Source organism: Streptomyces sp. GMY02 (assembly GCF_019056675.1).
GTDB lineage: Bacteria > Actinomycetota > Actinomycetes > Streptomycetales > Streptomycetaceae > Streptomyces > Streptomyces odonnellii.
The window spans coordinates 5,571,652-5,589,015 of sequence record NZ_CP077658.1 but is presented as its reverse complement, the minus strand read 5'-3'; the positions used below and the strand labels follow the sequence as shown (position 1 = coordinate 5,589,015).

The 17,364-nt window shown below is 69.6% G+C and carries 13 protein-coding genes; 4 read left to right on the top strand and 9 right to left on the bottom strand.

The window, feature by feature from the left end:
* The first annotated feature begins 313 nt into the window (after nucleotides 1-313).
* The gene (locus KQY30_RS23640) at nucleotides 314-1,771 is read left to right on the top strand and encodes a multicopper oxidase family protein (protein WP_217308546.1); all 1,458 of its coding nucleotides are present in this window, start codon (nucleotides 314-316) and stop codon (nucleotides 1,769-1,771) included.
* 41 nt (nucleotides 1,772-1,812) lie between these two features.
* On the opposite strand, the gene KQY30_RS23635 is transcribed toward KQY30_RS23640, so the two are convergent.
* Entirely contained in the window at nucleotides 1,813-2,274 is a 462-nt protein-coding gene (locus KQY30_RS23635) for a DUF1772 domain-containing protein (RefSeq protein WP_046504277.1), read from the bottom strand.
* Between the two features lie 347 nt (nucleotides 2,275-2,621).
* Between KQY30_RS23635 and KQY30_RS23630 the strand changes: the two genes are divergently transcribed.
* The gene (locus KQY30_RS23630; protein WP_217308545.1) at nucleotides 2,622-3,431 is read left to right on the top strand and encodes a DNA-binding response regulator; all 810 of its coding nucleotides are present in this window, start codon (nucleotides 2,622-2,624) and stop codon (nucleotides 3,429-3,431) included.
* Between the two features lie 79 nt (nucleotides 3,432-3,510).
* Here the strand turns inward: KQY30_RS23630 and KQY30_RS23625 are convergent, their stop codons facing one another.
* From KQY30_RS23625 to iolC, 8 genes are all read right to left on the bottom strand, one after another.
* Nucleotides 3,511-4,368, bottom strand: coding sequence for an ABC transporter permease (locus tag KQY30_RS23625; protein ID WP_217308544.1), 858 nt, complete (start codon nucleotides 4,366-4,368; stop codon nucleotides 3,511-3,513).
* A complete protein-coding gene (locus tag KQY30_RS23620) occupies nucleotides 4,365-7,010 on the bottom strand; it encodes an alpha/beta fold hydrolase (protein WP_217308543.1) in 2,646 nt (881 codons plus the stop codon). Before KQY30_RS23620 ends, KQY30_RS23625 begins: the two co-directional genes overlap by 4 nt.
* Before the next feature lie 204 nt (nucleotides 7,011-7,214).
* The gene (gene asnB / locus KQY30_RS23615) at nucleotides 7,215-9,056 is read right to left on the bottom strand and encodes an asparagine synthase (glutamine-hydrolyzing) (protein ID WP_217308542.1); all 1,842 of its coding nucleotides are present in this window, start codon (nucleotides 9,054-9,056) and stop codon (nucleotides 7,215-7,217) included.
* 351 nt (nucleotides 9,057-9,407) lie between these two features.
* Nucleotides 9,408-10,907: a CoA-acylating methylmalonate-semialdehyde dehydrogenase gene (mmsA, locus tag KQY30_RS23610; protein ID WP_046504268.1), complete on the bottom strand. Its 1,500-nt coding sequence runs from the start codon at nucleotides 10,905-10,907 to the stop codon at nucleotides 9,408-9,410.
* An 11-nt stretch (nucleotides 10,908-10,918) separates the two neighbouring features.
* Nucleotides 10,919-12,802 carry a 3D-(3,5/4)-trihydroxycyclohexane-1,2-dione acylhydrolase (decyclizing) gene (gene iolD, locus KQY30_RS23605; protein WP_217308541.1) on the bottom strand — a complete coding sequence of 628 codons (1,884 nt, stop codon included), beginning with the start codon at nucleotides 12,800-12,802 and terminating at the stop codon, nucleotides 10,919-10,921.
* Complete coding sequence (gene iolB / locus KQY30_RS23600; RefSeq protein ID WP_217308540.1) at nucleotides 12,799-13,698, bottom strand: 5-deoxy-glucuronate isomerase; 900 nt, start codon at nucleotides 13,696-13,698, stop codon at nucleotides 12,799-12,801. Before iolB ends, iolD begins: the two co-directional genes overlap by 4 nt.
* 17 nt (nucleotides 13,699-13,715) lie before the next feature.
* On the bottom strand, nucleotides 13,716-14,609 hold the full coding sequence (locus KQY30_RS23595) for a deoxyribose-phosphate aldolase (RefSeq protein WP_217308539.1): 894 nt from the start codon (nucleotides 14,607-14,609) through the stop codon (nucleotides 13,716-13,718).
* Complete coding sequence (gene iolC, locus KQY30_RS23590; protein ID WP_217308538.1) at nucleotides 14,606-15,778, bottom strand: 5-dehydro-2-deoxygluconokinase; 1,173 nt, start codon at nucleotides 15,776-15,778, stop codon at nucleotides 14,606-14,608. Before iolC ends, KQY30_RS23595 begins: the two co-directional genes overlap by 4 nt.
* Before the next feature lie 143 nt (nucleotides 15,779-15,921).
* Between iolC and KQY30_RS23585 the strand changes: the two genes are divergently transcribed.
* Complete coding sequence (locus KQY30_RS23585; RefSeq protein ID WP_217308537.1) at nucleotides 15,922-16,833, top strand: sugar phosphate isomerase/epimerase; 912 nt, start codon at nucleotides 15,922-15,924, stop codon at nucleotides 16,831-16,833.
* A gap of 252 nt (nucleotides 16,834-17,085) precedes the next feature.
* The gene (locus KQY30_RS23580) at nucleotides 17,086-17,283 is read left to right on the top strand and encodes an AlpA family transcriptional regulator (protein WP_046504254.1); all 198 of its coding nucleotides are present in this window, start codon (nucleotides 17,086-17,088) and stop codon (nucleotides 17,281-17,283) included.
* Nucleotides 17,284-17,364 lie beyond the last annotated feature (81 nt).

Below are 17,364 nucleotides of genomic sequence, written 5' to 3'. Positions count from 1 at the left end.
GGAGGGGACCGGGCGCCGGTCACGCGCGTACGAGGAGCTTGCCGTGCCCGTACGCCCAGCTCCCTGGGCCGGCCCCCGACCGACGGGGAGTTGGCCGGAAATCGCTAAATTCCGGTGGAGGAGCGCTGGATCTCCGCTGGACCTGTACTGGATCCGTGCTGGACCCCTAATCGGCGATAGACGGCACAAACGGCATGACCGCCCATCACACAGGATTGATCACCACCGGGAGTTCGCTTTCGGATAGGTAGCATCCCCGCGATCGGAACGGGGACCGACTCCTTTTCCCCGGCATCCCGGAAAGGTTTTCCTTGTGCTTTCTCGTCGTCGTGCGATACGGATCGGGCTCACCGCGGGAGCCCTCGGCGTCACCGGTGCCACCGGCTGGACGGCCCAGGCGCTGAGCAGCCGCGGCGCCAGGAGTACGGCAGGGGCCTCGACCGCTGCTCAGGTCACCCCGTTCGGTGTGCCCCTCACCCGGCCCCCGGTCCTGGAACCGGTCCGCAGATCGGCGACCACCGACTACTACTCGGTGGTGATGACCAAGGCGCGGCGCGAGATCCTCCCGGGCACCGCCACCGAACTGTTCACCTACAACGGCTCCTTCCCGGGCCCCACGATCCGCGCCCGCTCCGGGCGGACCGTGGTGGTCAAGCAGGTCAACTCGCTGACCATGCCGACCTCGGTGCATCTCCACGGAGGCAACAACCCCCCGGCCGACGACGGCGGCGCCATGGACACGATCGCGCCGGGTGCGAGCCGCACGTACACCTATGCCAACGCCCAGCCGGCCGCGACCCTGTGGATGCACGACCACGCGCACCACATGGAGTCCGAGCATGTGTACCGCGGGCTGTCCAATGTCTATCTGCTGGGCGACGACAGGGAGGACGCCCTCGGGCTGCCGTCCGGTGAGTTCGAGATGCCGCTGGTCCTGCGCGACGCGCGGTTCGACGCCAACGCGCAGCTCGTCTATGAGATGGACGACGCGTTCAACCGGACGACGATCCTGGTCAATGGCAGGCCCTGGCCGGTGATGAAGGTCAAGGGGCGCAAATACCGCCTCCGGCTGGTCAACGCCTCCAATCTGCGGTTCTTCGCGCTTGAGCTCTCCGACGGCAGCCCGATGACCCAGATAGGCTCCGACGGCGGACTGCTGGAGAAGCCGGTCCCGACCACACAGCTTCTGCTCACTCCCGGTGAACGCGCCGATCTGGTCGTCGACTTCGCCCAGTACCGCCCGGGCACCCAGCTCGTCCTGAAGAACGTGATGGGTCCGGGGCCGGTGGAGGAGGTCGGCCAGGTCATGCGGTTCGACGTCGGTGCCCGGGTGCACGACCCGAGCAGGGTCCCCGCCACTCTCACCTCACTGCCGACGCCGCGGAAGGCCACCGTGGAGCGGAGCTTCCAGCTCAGCATGGACGAAACGGGCGCCACTCAGCAGGGCTACATCAATGGCAAGGGCTATGACCCGAACCGTATCGACACGACCGTGAACTGGGGCGCCACCGAGATCTGGACCGTCACCAACGCCAGCACGCTCATACCGCACAACTTCCATATGCACCTGGTGCAGTTCCGCGTCCTCGAACGCGACGGGGGCCCGGTCCCCGCCTCGGAGGCGGGGCGCAAGGACACCGTGGTGGTGATGCCCGGTCAGACCGTCAAACTCCTGGTGACGTTCGACAGTCATCGCGGAGTGTTCCCGTATCACTGCCATCTGATCGACCATGGCGGGATGGGCATGATGGCCAACTTCAAGGTCGTCTGACGCCCCGCGGCCCTGCCGCCCCGCCCGCCTTCGCCGACTCGTTACGAGAGGGTGGCGCTGACCACCAGGATGAAGCCGACGACGGAGAAGAAGGTGCGGGCCCGGTGGCAGGCGTTCCAGCGCGACTCGAACGCCTTGCGCACCACACTGTCGGGAGAGGAAGTCGACGCGGCGAGCTGGTTGTTGAGCGGGACATTGCCGCCGATGGTGATGAAGTGGTTGAGGACCACGCAGACCAGTCCTGCCACCAGAAGCCACTTCTGGTTCTCGGAGCGGCCGTCGACGGGAACGGCGAGGGCCGCTATCGGGAAGCCCACTATGGCGAAGAAGGTCAGCAGGAAGAGCGGGCGCGGCACCAGCTCGTTGATCCTGCGCATGGCCGGGACGAACTGCTCGTCCGTCAGCCGGGCGAGGGCGGGCATGACACCGGTCTGGAATATGAGGAAGTTCCCCGCGTACAGACCCGTCGAGATCGCGGAAAGCGCGAGCAGCAAAGTGGGCATGGGGCCCATCATCTCGTACAAGAACCCTGCGTGGAGCCGTTCTTGAGTGCTCCTCGATCAGGGTGGACGGTCACCTGTGCGGGTCATTCCCGCCGGTGAACAACAGACGGCTCGTTGGCTGCCCATGGCCGTTCTCCCTCCGTCTCGTCTGTCTCGCTTGTCACGGGTTGTCCCGGACGGCTTGTCTTGTTTCATACCAAGTGATCACCAGCGTGCCCCGGAAAGGGCGGATTACCGAGGCTCTGGCATGGAGTCGCCACTCTCTGAACTGCACTTGTCACGGTGAGCGATGATGTGCGTACATGGAGTGGCGTACGGCTCCGAGGGGATGGCGGGGGTGGTCAGCCGTGGCGGATGTTCCAGGGTCCGTGCTCAACAGGTCGGCACTGTCGTTGGCGGTGGTGCGGGAGGACGTGGTGGACACGCTCCACCCTCCCGGCCGGCAGATCCGAGGGGTGCGTCAGGTGATGGCCACACTGACGGCCCTGGTCCGCTCCGCCCGTCGTGAGCTGCTGGTCTTCGACGATCCGGGGAGCTGTCTGGGCCAGTGCATTCCCGAGCAGTTCCTTGAGTTCGCGGGCGCCTGCGTACGGGCGGCGGGCGACCAGGACTGGCAGGACGGCGGTGCCGGTCCCGGTCGCGGCGCCGGAACGGGCTCCGGCGGTAAGGGACGGGCGCGGGCGCCCTCGGTCGGTGTGCGCAGAATCGTGCCCCGGCATGGGCTGGCCGGGCTTCCGTATCCGCTGCCGCGCCAGCTTCCCGGCCGGGCCAGGCAGACGGACTCCATCCCGTTCAAGATGATCCTGGTCGACCGCACGGTCGCCGCGATCCCCATCGATCTCCAACTCCATTATCACGGAGTGCTTCTGATCCGCGATCCGGTGGTCGTCCAGGCTCTGGTCCGTACGCACCAGGCCTGGTGGGAGACCGGCGAGGAGCTTCCCACGGCAGCGCTCCCCACCCCCGGGGTGCTGCCGGGACAACTGCGGCCCGTGTTGGAAGCACTGCTGGCCGGGCTCACGGACGAGACGGCGGCGACGCGGCTGGGGATGTCGAGCCGTACGTACAGCAGGCGCGTGGGCGATCTGCTGACCGCCCTGGGTACGACGAGCCGCTTCCGGGCGGGCGCGGAAGCGGCTCGAAGGGGGTGGATCTGAGGATCCGGTGGATCTGAGGATGCGAGTGCGCGTACGGGCGCTGCCCCCGTATGCGCACCAGTGCTACGAGACGGTGGTGCTACGAGACGATGTCCTTGCGCGAGAAGCCGCGGAAGGCCAGGGCGAAGAGGACCAGGGCATAGGTCACCGAGACCGCGGCGCCCTTCAGCATGCCGCCCCATTCGAGCTGCGGCTGAAGCGCGTCCGCCCAGGCGAACTGCCAGTGCGCGGGCAGGAATTCCCGCCAGGAGCCGAGCGCCGTGACGGCGTCCAGCACATTGCCCACGATCGTGAGCCCGACCGCGCCGCCGACCGCGCCCAGCGGCGCGTCGGTCTTGGTCGACAGCCAGAACGCAAGCCCCGCGGTGACCAGTTGGGAGACAAAGATGAACGCGACGATCAGAGCCAGCCGGGGCAGTGCGTCACCGGAGGCCAGGGAGCCGCCCGTCGGCAGTTCGAGGGGCCGCCAGCCGTACGCCGCCGTGCCCACCACCAGACCGATCAGTGGCAGCAGCACCATCGCCGCCGCGCTCATGGCGAGCGCGACCACCAGCTTGCTCCAGAGCAGCCGGGCCCGGGGCACGGGCGCGGCCAGGAGATAGCGCAGCGAGGACCAGCTCGCCTCGGAGGCCACCGTGTCCCCGCAGAACAGCGCGACGGGCACCACGAGCAGAAAGCCCGCGGAGACAAAGAGGCAGGTGGCGGCGAAGTTGGCGCCGGAAGCGGTCGCGGTCTCGATCAGGGTGACCCGGTTGTTCTCGCCCGGGCCCGGAGTGCCGCCGATGGCGAAGGCCACGACCAGGACGAAGGGCAGCGCGGCCAGCACGCCCGCCATCGCCACGGTCCGCCTCCGCCTGAGCTGGCGCAGCGCCTCGACCCGTAGCGGCAGGGTGCGCCCTGCCCGGTAGCCGGGGGCCGACTCGATCAGCGCGCTCATGCGGAGCCTCCTGAGATCAGGGTGAGGAACGCGTCCTCCAGACGGTGGTGCGGCCCGACGCCCGTTATGGGTACGTCCAGCCGTACCAGCTCGGTGATCAGCGAGCTGCTGCTCGCGCCGTCGAGCCGTACGAGCAGTCCGGCGTCCGTGAGTACGGCCGAGCCGATCCCCGCCAGTGCGGAGATCTTCTCGACGACGGGCTCCGGTACCTGCTCGGCGGTGGTGATCAGCAGGGTGTCGCCCGAGCCGGTGATCTCCGCGACCGGGCCCGCCTGGATGAGCTGCCCGCGGTGCATGACCACAAGATGCGTACAGGACTGTTCGACCTCGGAGAGGAGATGGCTGGAGACGATGACCGTCCTTCCGCCGGCCGCGTATCGGATCATCACGTCCCGCATCTCACGGATCTGCGGCGGGTCGAGACCGTTGGTCGGTTCGTCGAGAATCAGCAGATCGGGCATACCGAGCATGGCCTGGGCGATGGCGAGCCGCTGCCGCATGCCCTGCGAGTAGGTGCGTACGGCCCGGGCGAGCGCGTCCCCGAGCCCGGCGATCTCCAGCGCCTCGTCGATGTGCGAGTCCTCGGCGGGGCGGCCGGTGGCCTGCCAGTACAGCTCCAGATTGGCGCGTCCGGAGAGATGGGGCAGGAAGCCCGCGCCCTCGACGAACGAGCCGACCCGGGAGAGCACCGGGGCGCCCGGCCGTATGGCATGGCCGAAGACCCGGATCTCGCCCGCGTCCGGGCTGATCAGCCCCATCAACATGCGCAGGGAGGTGGTCTTGCCCGCGCCGTTCGGGCCGAGCAGACCGAGCACCTGCCCCTTGTCGACCCGGAAGGAGAGGTCCTTCACCGCGTACCGGTCGGAGGACTTGGCGTACCGCTTCGTCAGGCCGGTGATCTGGAGGGGCACTTCGGCGAGCGCCGGGTCGGGCGCCGGGGCGCTGGTACGGCGGCGTGCGGTGAGCAGCAGCGCGGCCGCGATCAGCGCGCCGGCAGCCGGGAGCCCCCAGATCCACCAGGGCAGCGCGGCGGATCCGGTGGTGAGGGCGGGCACGGTGGGCACGGTCAGCGGGCTGTCCAGGGAGACCCGGTAGACGGCCGGAGTGACCGGCGAGGCATAGCCGAGGTCGGTGGCGGAGAGGACCACCCGCAGCCGGTGCCCGGGCACGACCTGGTGGTCGATGGCAGGCAGCGTCAGCTCCACGGTCCTTCCCTGCTTAGCGTCCGTGACCCGTACGGGCGCGACGAGCTGGGAGGGCAGCACCTGCTGCCGGCCGTCGGGACCCACGTCGTACACCTTGGCGAAGAGCACCGCGTCGCCGCTGCTGGAGCTGACCGTGGCCCGGACGGTCGGCGAGCCGGTGATCCGCAGCGAGTGGTCCAGCGGCCGGGAGTCGAAGGCCGCGAACTGCCCGGGGAAGTCACGGGAGAGCCCGACGCCGAGCGTGGAGAGCTGGGAGATCCCGCCGGTCAGGCCCGGTACGGCCGAGACGGCGGGCGGATTCGCGCCGGCCGGGTTGGCGAAAGTCCGGGGTTGGCTGCCGCCGCTGAGCGGGACAGTGGTGGCGCCGCTCTCCAGCCCCGGGTAGCGGTCGCTGCTCGCACCCCGGAGCTTGGTCTCACCATCGGTGGAGTCGATTCCTCCGGTACGGCTGACCCGGAACGCGGGTCCGGTGTCCGCGCCCTTCTCGTCCTTGAGATAGCGGTCGAACCAGGAGGAGATCCGGCCTTCGAGCCGGTCGGTCTCCAGGTCCCCGCCGTCGTGTCCGCCCGCCAGCCAGTCGACATCGACGGGGGCGCCATTGGCGCTGATCGCCTTCGCCATGGCATCGGCCTGGCCGAGCGGGAAGAGGGAGTCGGTCTGGCCCTGCATGATCAGCGCGGGCACATCGATCCGGTCGCCGACGGCGGACGGGCTGCGCTGTTCCAGCAGTTCACGGGCGGCGGCGTCGGGCGTGCCGGAGACGGCGACCCGCTGGTACATCGCGCAGAGCTGCTTCTCGAAGGTCGTGCAGCCGCCACCGGTGGAGAAGAAGATCCCGGCCCAGAGCTTCTTGAAGACGCCCTCGGGGAAGAGGGCGTCGGCGAGGTTCCAGTAGGTGATCAACGGGGCGATCGCGTCGACCCGCCGGTCGTATCCCGCGGCGAGCAGGGAGACGGCGCCGCCGTAGGAGGCGCCGGTCACCCCGACCCGGGGGTCGCCCTTGGAGTCGAGCCGGACCTCGGGCCGCTTCGCCAGCCAGTCGATCAGCCGCGAGACGTCCTTGACCTCATGGGCGGGGTCATTGAGCCCGATCTCTCCGGTGGACTTGCCGAAGCCACGCGCGGACCAGGTCAGTACCGCGTATCCGTCGCGCGCGAGCTTCTCGGCCTGGGCCCGCACATCGTCCTTGCTGCCGCCGAAGCCGTGCCCGATCAGCACGGCGGGCCTGCGCCCGTCGCCGGAGGTGCCGGAGGTGAAGTACGAGGTGTCGATCCGCGCGCCCGGCATGTCCAGCACCTGGTCCTGTTGGTGCACGGCGGGCGGGCCGTCCGAGGCGACGGCGGTCCAGGTACCGGCTCCGGCGAGCACGGCAAGGGCTGCCACGCCCGCGAGCCAGCGCGGGCGCCACCGGGACCGGTGGGGGGTTCGGGTCTCCATGATTGAACCCTAAACGGGCCCTGGCACCGGCGCTGCTGGCGCCGGTCGGAACTGGGCGGCCTTCTCGGGTAGTAGGGAAGCTGCGCCATGTACTCCAGACGCGGTACGCGCACCGTACCGAGCGGCGCCGAGCAGTCCTCAGCACCTTGGCAGTCAAAAGCGAGCAGGAGTAGTCAGAAGCAGTCGGGACGGTGGAGTCGGCGATCAGTCCAGCATGATTTCCGGGCGGTACATCTCCAGCCAGAGCGCCAGATCCAGCGTGCGTTCCAGACCGCGCCGGGAGGCCATGGTGACCTGTGGAGTGTGCCGTTCCACCGCGCTGCGGACCTTGGCGGGGTCGAGCAGGGCGAAGACCGGGTGGGAGGGGTCGGCGAGCAGATCCCTGGCGTATTCCTGAAGAGCGATGCCGTACTTGGGGTCCTGGGTGGTGGGATAGGGGCTCTTCACCCGGTCGTAGACCGACCTCGGCAGCAGATCGGCCGTCGCCTCCCGCAGCAGGCTCTTCTCCCTGCCGTCGAAGGACTTCAGCGACCAGGGGGCGTTGTACACGTACTCGACCAGCCGGTGGTCGCAGTACGGCACCCGCACCTCCAGCCCGACGGCCATGCTCATCCGGTCCTTCCGGTCGAGCAGCAGCCGTACGAACCGGGTTAGATGGAGATAGCTGATCCTTCGCATCCGGTACTCGAAATCGCTCTCGCCGTCGAGGCGAGCGATTCCCGCGACGGCCGTCGCATAGCTGTCGCGCAGGAATCCCGGCATGTCCAGGACGGCGTTCACGTCGGACCGCAGCACAGTGGCGTCGTCCCCGACCATCTCGTCGAACCGCACCAGCCAGGGGAACGTGTCGCCCCGCCTGGCCTCCTCGTCGAAGAACTGGAGGTACCCGCCGAAAACCTCGTCCGCCGACTCGCCGGAGAGCGCGACCGTCGAGTGTTCCCTGATCGCCCGGAAGAGCAGATAGAGCGACGCGTCCATGTCACCGAGCCCCATGGGAAGGTCACGGGCCTTGATCACCCGCCTCCGCACCTCGGGGTCGGCCAGGGCGTTCGAATCGAGCACGATGTCCTGGTGCACCGTGCCCGACGCACGCGCCACATCGTGGACGAAGGGGGTGTCCGGGGTGGTGCGGAGTGCGTCGGCGACGAAATGCTCGGTCTGGCCGACGAAGTCCACGGCGAAGCTGCGGACCTTCTCGCCGCTCTCTGCGAGCTGCTGGGCGGCCAGTGCGGTCATCGCGGAGGAGTCGAGCCCGCCGGACAGGAGCGTGCAGCGCGGTACGTCCGAGACGAGTTGGCGGCGCACGGTGTCGTCGAGGAGCGCCCGTACCCGCGCCACCGTGGTGTCCTGGTCGTCGGGGTGCGGCCGGGTCTCCAGGGACCAGTAGACCTGGCGGCGCAGTCCGCTCCGGTCCACGGTCACGACCGTGCCTGGCTCCACCTCGCGCATCCCGTCCCAGACCGCGTGACCAGGGGTTTTCACAAAGGCGAACAGTTCACGCAGCCCGTCGAGGCCGACCCGGGCACGGACGAGCGGGTTGGCGAGGATCGCCTTGGGCTCGGAGCCGAAGAGGACTCCGTCGGCGGTCGGGAAGTAGTAGAGGGGCTTGATGCCCATCCGGTCGCGGATCAGCACGAGCTTCTCGTACCTGGCGTCCCAGACGGCGAAGGCGTACATCCCGTTGAGGTGCTCGGCCATGGCCTCCCCCCACTCCAGATAGCCGTGCAGGACGACCTCGGTGTCGGAGTCGGTGAGGAAGCGGTGGCCGCGGCCGGCCAGCTCCCGGCGCAGCTCGGTGAAGTTGTAGGTCTCGCCGGAGTAGACGAGCGCGAGCGTGCCCCGCGGGGTCGCGAGGGTCATCGGCTGCCGCCCGCCGGGCAGGTCGATGATCGCCAGCCGCCGGTGTCCGAGGGCGGCGGGCCCGCTGACCCAGGTGCCTCCCGCGTCGGGGCCCCGGCACGCCATCGTCGCGGTCATCGCGTCGAGCGTCGCGGAGGCGTCGAGCTGTGCACGGTCGAAGGAGACCCAACCGGTGATGCCACACATGTGTGTCCTCCTGCTTCCGGTCGCCGGACCAGTTGTATCCAGCATCTAACTTACGAGCGTGTATCCACGCCCGCGCCCGGTCAACGCGGCCGTCGCGCCACCGGTCACGGGAGCGGGCGGTCCGGGCGGTCCCCCGCAGGAGGTGGGGGAGGGGCTCGCGGGGCGGGGCACGGCCGTTGAAGTGGCCCGGAGGCTTGATCGGAGTAGCGGTGGGGAGCGGGCAAAGACTTCATCAACCGTTCCCGAACGGCCCACGACGAGCGGCGGCCCGTACGGACGAGATGTCCGTACGGGCCGCCGCTCACATGCTCCGGAGTCTCCTGTGCGCCGGAGTCCCACCTCCTCCGGGACTCAGTGGTTGCGCGGGAATCCCAGGTCCACGCCCGCCGGGGCCTCGGACGGGTCGGGCCAGCGGGTGGTGACCACCTTGCCGCGCGTGTAGAAGTGCACTCCGTCGTTGCCGTAGATGTGGTGGTCGCCGAAGAGCGAGTCCTTCCAGCCGCCGAAGGAGTGATAGCCGACGGGCACCGGGATCGGCACATTCACCCCGACCATCCCGGCCTCGATCTCCAACTGGAAGCGCCGGGCCGCACCGCCGTCGCGGGTGAAGATGGCCGTTCCATTGCCGAACGGCGAGGCGTTGATCAGCTCCACGCCCTCCTCGTACGTCGCCGTGCGCAGCACGCACAGCACCGGGCCGAAGATCTCGTCGCGATAGGCGTCGGAGTCGGTGGAGACCCGGTCGAGCAGGGACAGTCCGATCCAGTGGCCGTCCTCGAAGCCGTCGACGGTGTGTCCCGTGCCGTCCAGAACGACCTCGGCACCCTGGGCCGCCGCTCCCGTGACATAGGAGGCGACCTTGTCGCGGTGGGCCTTGGTGATGAGCGGGCCCATCTCGGAGGACGGGTCGTTGCCGGGGCCGATCTTGATCTTCTCGGCGCGCTCCCGGATCTTGGCGACCAGTTCGTCACCGATCGCGCCCACCGCCACGACCGCCGAGATCGCCATGCACCGCTCGCCGGCCGAACCGTACGCCGCCGATACGGCCGCGTCCGCCGCGGCGTCCAGGTCGGCGTCGGGCAGCACCAGCATGTGGTTCTTGGCGCCACCGAGCGCCTGCACCCGCTTGCCGTTGGCGGAGGCCGTCGCGTGGATGTAGCGGGCGATCGGCGTGGAGCCGACGAAGGAGACCGCCGCCACATCCGGGTGCGCGAGCAGGGCGTCCACCGCGACCTTGTCGCCATGGACGACATTCAGCACCCCGTCGGGCAGCCCCGCCTCGGCGGCCAGCTCCGCCAGCAGATTCGCCGACGACGGGTCCTTCTCGCTGGGCTTCAGTACGAAGGTGTTGCCGCAGGCGATCGCCAGCGGGAACATCCACATCGGCACCATCGCCGGGAAGTTGAAGGGCGTGATGCCCGCGACGACGCCCAGCGGCTGGCGGATCGCCGAGACATCCACCCGGTTGGAGACCTGGGTGGACAGCTCTCCCTTGAGCTGGGTGGTGATCCCGCAGGCCAGCTCGACGATCTCCAGTCCTCGTGCGACCTCGCCGAGCGCATCCGAGTGGACCTTGCCGTGCTCGGCCGTGATCAGCGCGGCGATGTCGTCACGGCGCGCATCGAGCAGGGCGCGGTAGCGGAAGAGAATGCCGGTGCGCTGGGCGAGGGACGAGGTCCCCCAGGTGGCGTACGCGGCCTTCGCCGCGGTGACCGCGCTGTCCACCTCCTCGACGGAGGCCAGCGCGACGCGTGTGGTGACGGCGCCGGTCGCCGGGTCGGTCACCGGACCCCAGTTGCCCGACGCGCCCTCGACGGCCTTGCCACCGATCCAGTGGTTGACGGTCTTCATTGCGTGCTCCTTCACAGATGACGGCGGCGGGCGGCGGCGTGCCGGTCGTACTCCTCGCGGGCCTTGACCGCGGCGGTACGGGTCGCGGTTCCGGCCACGGGGACATCCCACCACGCCTGGGCCGGGGGCACGCCCGACACAGTGTCTGCGGTTTCGGTCTCCACGTAGACACATGTGGGGGAGTCCGCCGCGCGCGCCTCGGCCAGTGCTTCACGCAGGTCACGGACGGTCTTGGCGCGGATCACCCGCATCCCGAGCGACGCCGCGTTGGCCGCGAGATCGACGGGCAGCGGGGCGCCGGTGTACGTACCGTCGGCGGCCCGGAAGCGGTACGCCGTACCGAACCGTTCGGCGCCGACCGACTCGGAGAGCCCTCCGATGGAGGCGTACCCGTGGTTCTGGAGGATCACCACCTTGAGGGGCAGCCGCTCCTGGACGCCGGTGACGATCTCGGTGGGGTTCATCAGATACGTACCGTCCCCGACCAGTGCCCAGACCGGTCGGCCGGGATCGGCGAGCAGGACGCCGAGGGCGGCCGGGATCTCATAGCCCATGCAGGAGTAGCCGTATTCGATGTGGTACTGGTCGCGGGAGCGGGCCCGCCACAGCTTGTGGAGATCGCCGGGGAGCGATCCCGCCGCGTTGATCAGGATGTCCTCGCCGGTGACCAGCGCGTCGAGCACACCGAGGACCTGTGCCTGGGTGGGGCGCACCAGGTCCTCGTCCGCGGCGAACGCGGCGTCCACGCGGTACTCCCAGCGCTCCTTGTCCTCGCCGTACTCGGCCGCGTACCCGGGTGCGACCCGGTGTCCGTCCCCCTCGGTGAGGGCGGCGGTGAGTCCCTCCAGGGCGGTACGGGCGTCCGCCACCAGCGGGTGGGCCGCGAGCTTGTGGGCGTCGAAGCCGGTGACATTGATATTGAGGAAGCGGACCGCCGGATTCGCGAAGAGCGTGGCGGACGCGGTGGAGAAGTCCGACCACCGGGTGCCGACGCCGATCACCAGATCCGCGGTCCTGGCCAGTTCATCGGCGGTGGCGGTGCCGGTGTGCCCGATTCCGCCGACATCGCAGGCGTGGTCGTGGGGTAGCGAGCCCTTGCCGGCCTGAGTGGAGGCGACCGGGATGCCGGTGGCGTCGGCGAGCGCGGCCAGCGCCTCCTCCGCCGCGCTGTAGTGCACCCCGCCGCCCGCGACCAGCAGCGGGCGCTCTGCTGCCCGTACCAGCCGTACCGCCTCGGCGAGTTCATCCGGATCGGGCGCCTGACGGCGGACCCGCCAGACACGCTCGGCGAAGAACTCCTCCGGCCAGTCGTACACCTCCGCCTGCACATCCTGCGGCAGCGCGAGCGTGACGGCCCCGGTCTGCGCGGGGTCGCTGAGCACCCGCATCGCGGCGAGCGCGGCCGGGACGAGCGCCTCGGGGCGAGTGACGCGGTCGAAATACACCGAGACCGGCCGCAGGGCGTCGTTGACGGATACATCGCCCGCGGAGGGGACTTCGAGCTGCTGGAGTACGGGGTCGGCAGGACGGGTGGCGAAGGTGTCACCGGGGAGCAGCAGCACGGGGAGGCGGTTGATGGTGGCGAGTGCCGCACCGGTGACGAGATTGGTGGCGCCGGGGCCGATGGAGGTGGTCACGGCATGGGCGGACAGGCGGTTGGACTGACGGGCATAGCCAACGGCGGCGTGGACCATGGCCTGTTCGTTCCGTCCCTGCAAGTACCTCATGTCGTCCGAGGACTGGACAAGGGCTTGGCCGATACCCGCCACATTGCCATGTCCGAAGATGCCCCAGGTGGCATTGACCAGGCGCTGTCTGCGGCCGTCCCGTTCGCTGTACTGCCTGGTCAGGAAGGTGATCAGTGCCTGGGCGACGGTGAGTCGGCGTGTGCTCATCGGGGGCCCTCCTCGGCTCCGAGCGGCTGCGGCTCCGCTCCGTACAGCGGCAGTCGCGGGTCGACGGCGAGCCCCGGCCAGGTGTCCCTGATCCAGCCGTGGTCGGGGTGGTCGCGGATGAGCCACTCCCTGGACTCCCCCGGTCCCGCCATCACATTCAGGTAGTACATGTCGCGGCCGGGCGCGGCGATCGACGGGCCGTGCCAGCCGTCCGGGATGAGGACGGTGTCGCCCGTACGGACCTCGGCGAGGACATCCGTACCGCCGGGACGGGAGGGCGAGACCCGGTGGTAGCCGAGGCCGCCGCCGTCGATCTCGAAGTAGTAGATCTCCTCCAGCTCCGACTCGACGCCCGGCTGGTACTCGTCGTGTTTGTGCGGCGGATATGACGACCAGTTGCCGCCCGGGGTGATCACCTCGACCGCGATGAGCCGGTCGCAGTCGAAGACACCGGCGGCGGCGAAGTTGTTGACCTGGCGCGAGCAGGTGCCCGCGCCGCGCAACTCGACCGGAACCTCCGGCGCGGGGCCGTAGCGAGCGGGGAGTCGTCGCTCGCACCTCGCTCCTGCCAGGGCGAAGCGGCCTCCCGCACCGGAGGCGATCTGTGCATGGGCGTCGCGCGGAACGTACGCGAAGTCGGTGACTCCGCCGAACACGCTTTCCCTGCCCAGCAGTTCAAAAAACTCGCCCTGCGTGTGCACCGTACAACCGCCGGTGAGCGGAAGCACGATCCACTCGCTGTCCCCGGTGGCCAGGGAGTGGCTGCCACCGGGCGGGAGTTCCAGGACGCGGAGGCTGCTGTGGGACCAGCCGGCCCGCTCGGGGCCGATGTCGAGGGCGTACGGTCCTGACGAGGCGCTGCCCGCGGGCACATACCGGTCATGGTCGGTGGTCATACCGTCTCCCGTACCCACTAGAGCAGCCCCACCGCGATGTCGACAGCCCCCGCCACATCGCCGTCGACCGGATAGAGCAGCGAGCGGCCCACGACCAGGCCCTGGACGGTGGGCAGCCGCAGCGCCCCGCGCCATTTCTCGTACGCGCCCTCCTGATCGCCCCCGATCTCGCCGCCGAGCAGGACGGCCGGAAGGGTCGAGGTCTCCATGACTCGGGCCATATCGTCGGGGTTCTGGGTAACGGGAACCTTCAACCAGGTGTACGCGGACGTACCGGCCAGCCCCGATGCGATGGCGATCGACCGTGTCACGGCCTCGGCGCCCAGGTCCGTACGGAGCCGTCCGTCGACGCGATGGCAGATGAACGGTTCGACGAAGACCGGCAGCCGGCGCTCGGCCATGGCGTCGACGGCGCGGGCGGAGGAGTAGAGGGTGTCCAGGGAGCGCGGATCCTCGTAGTCGATACGGAGCAGCAGCTTGCCCGCGTCGAAACCCAGCCGGGTGAGGTCCTCGGGGCGGTGTCCGGTGAAGCGGTCGTCGAGCTCGAAGGCGGCGCCCGCGAGGCCGCCGCGGTTCATCGAGCCGACGACGACCCGGTCCTCCAGGGCACCGAGGAGCAGCAGGTCGTCGAGGATGTCGGCGCTGGCGAGCACCCCGTCGACGCCGGGGCGCGACAGGGCCAGACAGAGCCGCTCCAGCAGGTCGAGGCGGTCGGCCATGGCGAAGCGGCGGTCCCCGACGGCGAGGGCACCACGGGCCGGGTGATCGGCGGCGATGATCATGAGCCGGCCCGCGGAGGGGCCGGTGGACCGTATGAGGGGGCGGCGGATCCGGCGGGCAGCGGCCTCGGCAACGGCCTCGGGACGCTGCGCACGGAGCTTGACCAGCTCGGATACATCGATGGCGGTCATGACAGCGCTCCCGGGGCGGACGTGCCGGAGGATGTCTCGGAAGGTGCGGCGGACGGGGTGCCGGAGGGCCTGGCGGGCTCCGTACCCGGCCGGGTGCCGGACGGTCTGTCGGGTGCGGCACCGGGTGGGGCGGCACCGTTCCGGGTGTCCTGCGGCGGAGCCGGTACGGGGTCCTGGGCCGGGAACGGGCCGCCCGCGAGCACCTGCGCCACCTCGTGCTCGTACGGCATCGCGGACGAACAGGCGAGACGGCCGGCGACGATGGCGCCCGCCGCGTTGGCGTACCGCATGACACGCTCCAGTTCCCAGCCCGCGAGCAGTCCGTGGCAGAGGGCTCCGCCGAACGCGTCCCCGGCGCCGAGTCCGTTGACGACCTCCACCGGGACGGGCGGCACATCGGCGCGGGTGCCGTCACGGTGGAGGGCGAGCACGCCCTTGGGCCCCTGTTTGACGACGGCCAGTTCGGCTCCGGCGGCCAGCAGCGCCCGCGCGGCGGCCTCGGGGTCGCGCTCCCCCACGGCCACCTCGCACTCGTCGAGATTGCCGACGGCGACCGTGGCATGCCGCAGGGCCTGGGCGTACAGCTCCCGTGGCTCGTCACGCGGTCCGGCGGCGACCTGGCCCTCGGTGCCGACGTCCCCCGGCCAGAACATGGGCCGCCAGTCGAGGTCGAAGACGGTGATGCCGGACCTGGCGCGTGCCTCCAGCGCGGTGAGCGTCGACGAGCGGCTGGGCTCCGCGCACAGGCCGGTGCCGGTCATCCAGAAGATCCGGGCCGCGCGAATCGCGTCCAGGTCCAGTTCATGCGTGTGGATCTCCAGATCGGGGGCCTTGGGAAGCCGGTAGAAGTAGAGGGGGAAGTCGTCCGGCGGAAAGACCTCGCAGAAGGTGACCGGGGTCGGATAGCGGTCGACGGCGGTCACCCAGCGGTCGTCGACCCCGAACTCCCGAAGCGCCTGGTGGAGATAGTCCCCGAAGGCGTCCTGGCCTGTACGGGTGACAACGGCGGCGCGCCGCCCCAGCCGGGCCGCCGCGACCGCGACATTCGTCGCCGAGCCTCCGAGGAACTTCCCGAAGGTGTCCACCTGAGCCAGCGGGACTCCGGTCCGCAGCGGATAGATGTCGACGCCGATCCGGCCCATGGTGATCACGTCGTACGGCGCGGTCATACGCGGTCCCTTCGGTTCGACAGCGGGTGCCGGGTCCCCGGCCAACCCCAGGTGTAATGGTCGTCCCCGGACCTGTCAACGTTTTGTCCTGACATTCGGACGAAGGCTTGACCTCTTTCGGCACGGCGGGAAAGCTGACCGCCATGACCTCCTCCGTGCCCACGCTCAACCGCATCCGGGTCGGGTCCGCCCCCGACTCCTGGGGGGTGTGGTTTCCCGACGATCCGCAGCAGGTCCCCTGGCAGCGCTTCCTCGACGAGGTCGCCGAGGCCGGCTACGAGTGGATCGAACTCGGCCCCTACGGCTATCTCCCCACCGATCCCGCCCGGCTGGGCGAGGAGACCGCCCGGCGCGGGCTGAAGGTCTCGGCCGGCACCGTCTTCACCGGCCTGCACCATGGACCCGCGGTCTGGGAGAAGACCTGGGCGCATGTCGCGGACATCGCCGCACTCACTCGGGCGATGGGCGCGGACCACCTTGTTGTCATCCCGTCCTTCTGGCGCGACGACAAGACCGGGAAGGTCCTGGAGGACCGGACCCTCACCGCCGCACAATGGCGCGATCTGACCACCCAGACCGAGCGCCTGGCCCGCGAGGTGGGTGACCGGTACGGACTGGGCATCGTCGTCCACCCGCATGCCGACACCCACATCGACAGCGAGGAGAACGTCAGCCGTTTCCTGGACTCCACCGATCCGGGGCTGGTGTCGCTCTGTCTGGACACCGGGCACTACGCCTACTGCGGCGGCGACAGCGTCAAGCTGATCGAGACCTATGGCGAGCGGATCGGCTATCTCCATCTCAAGCAGGTGGATCCGGAGATCCTCGCCGGGGTCGTCGCGGACGAGGTGCCCTTCGGGCCGGCCGTCGGGCGCGGGGTGATGTGCGAGCCGCCGAGCGGGGTGCCCGCGCTGGAGCCGGTCCTGGCGGCGGCCCAGCGGCTGGACGTCGACCTCTTCGCCATCGTCGAGCAGGACATGTATCCCTGTCCGCCCGACAAGCCCCTCCCCATCGCCACCCGCACCCGGCAGTTCCTGCGGAGCTGCGGCGCCTGATCACCCTCTGATCACCTCACCCCCTTTTGATGTACACGTGTCACATGTGCCGTATCTGTCACAAGGGTCCCCCCAACGTCACACATATCTCCATTACACGGGTCTTCCGTCACAGGGAGGCGACAATTCCGCTTTCCCCATCACTCTGCGTGGCTCGCTGGGCACAGGCTGAGTGATCGCCAGCGTCCCAGCCGCAGTTCCCCCCGACGGTCGACAGACCTCCCTGCGGCGGACGCAGGGAGGTGCCAACTGATGACGGACAAAAGGCTCTGGTCCTACAAGGAGATCGCGGCGCATATCCGGGTACAACCCGACACGGTCCGCTCGTACCGCAAGCACGGACTGCTTCCGCAGCCCGACCATGTGGAGAACGGCAAGCCCTACTGGTACGCGGACACCGTCCGAGCCTGGGTGGCCAAGCGCCCCGGTAACAGAGGCAGCAGAAGCTGATGCCGACCGCACCGGCGCACAGCGGTAGTTGACGAAGGGGCTCATGGGAGGTCCCGTACCGATCCGGTACGGGACCTCCCC

What these genes read in the sequence shown, in the direction of transcription:
- KQY30_RS23635 (WP_046504277.1), bottom strand. Translation starts at nt 2,274, where the DNA reads ATGCCCACTTTGCTGCTCGCGCTTTCCGCGATCTCGACGGGTCTGTAC.
- KQY30_RS23625 (WP_217308544.1), bottom strand. Translation starts at nt 4,368, where the DNA reads ATGAGCGCGCTGATCGAGTCGGCCCCCGGCTACCGGGCAGGGCGCACC.
- KQY30_RS23620 (WP_217308543.1), bottom strand. Translation starts at nt 7,010, where the DNA reads ATGGAGACCCGAACCCCCCACCGGTCCCGGTGGCGCCCGCGCTGGCTC.
- asnB (WP_217308542.1), bottom strand. Translation starts at nt 9,056, where the DNA reads ATGTGTGGCATCACCGGTTGGGTCTCCTTCGACCGTGCACAGCTCGAC.
- mmsA (WP_046504268.1), bottom strand. Translation starts at nt 10,907, where the DNA reads ATGAAGACCGTCAACCACTGGATCGGTGGCAAGGCCGTCGAGGGCGCG.
- iolD (WP_217308541.1), bottom strand. Translation starts at nt 12,802, where the DNA reads ATGAGCACACGCCGACTCACCGTCGCCCAGGCACTGATCACCTTCCTG.
- iolB (WP_217308540.1), bottom strand. Translation starts at nt 13,698, where the DNA reads ATGACCACCGACCATGACCGGTATGTGCCCGCGGGCAGCGCCTCGTCA.
- KQY30_RS23595 (WP_217308539.1), bottom strand. Translation starts at nt 14,609, where the DNA reads ATGACCGCCATCGATGTATCCGAGCTGGTCAAGCTCCGTGCGCAGCGT.
- iolC (WP_217308538.1), bottom strand. Translation starts at nt 15,778, where the DNA reads ATGACCGCGCCGTACGACGTGATCACCATGGGCCGGATCGGCGTCGAC.
- KQY30_RS23585 (WP_217308537.1), top strand. Translation starts at nt 15,922, where the DNA reads ATGACCTCCTCCGTGCCCACGCTCAACCGCATCCGGGTCGGGTCCGCC.
- KQY30_RS23580 (WP_046504254.1), top strand. Translation starts at nt 17,086, where the DNA reads ATGACGGACAAAAGGCTCTGGTCCTACAAGGAGATCGCGGCGCATATC.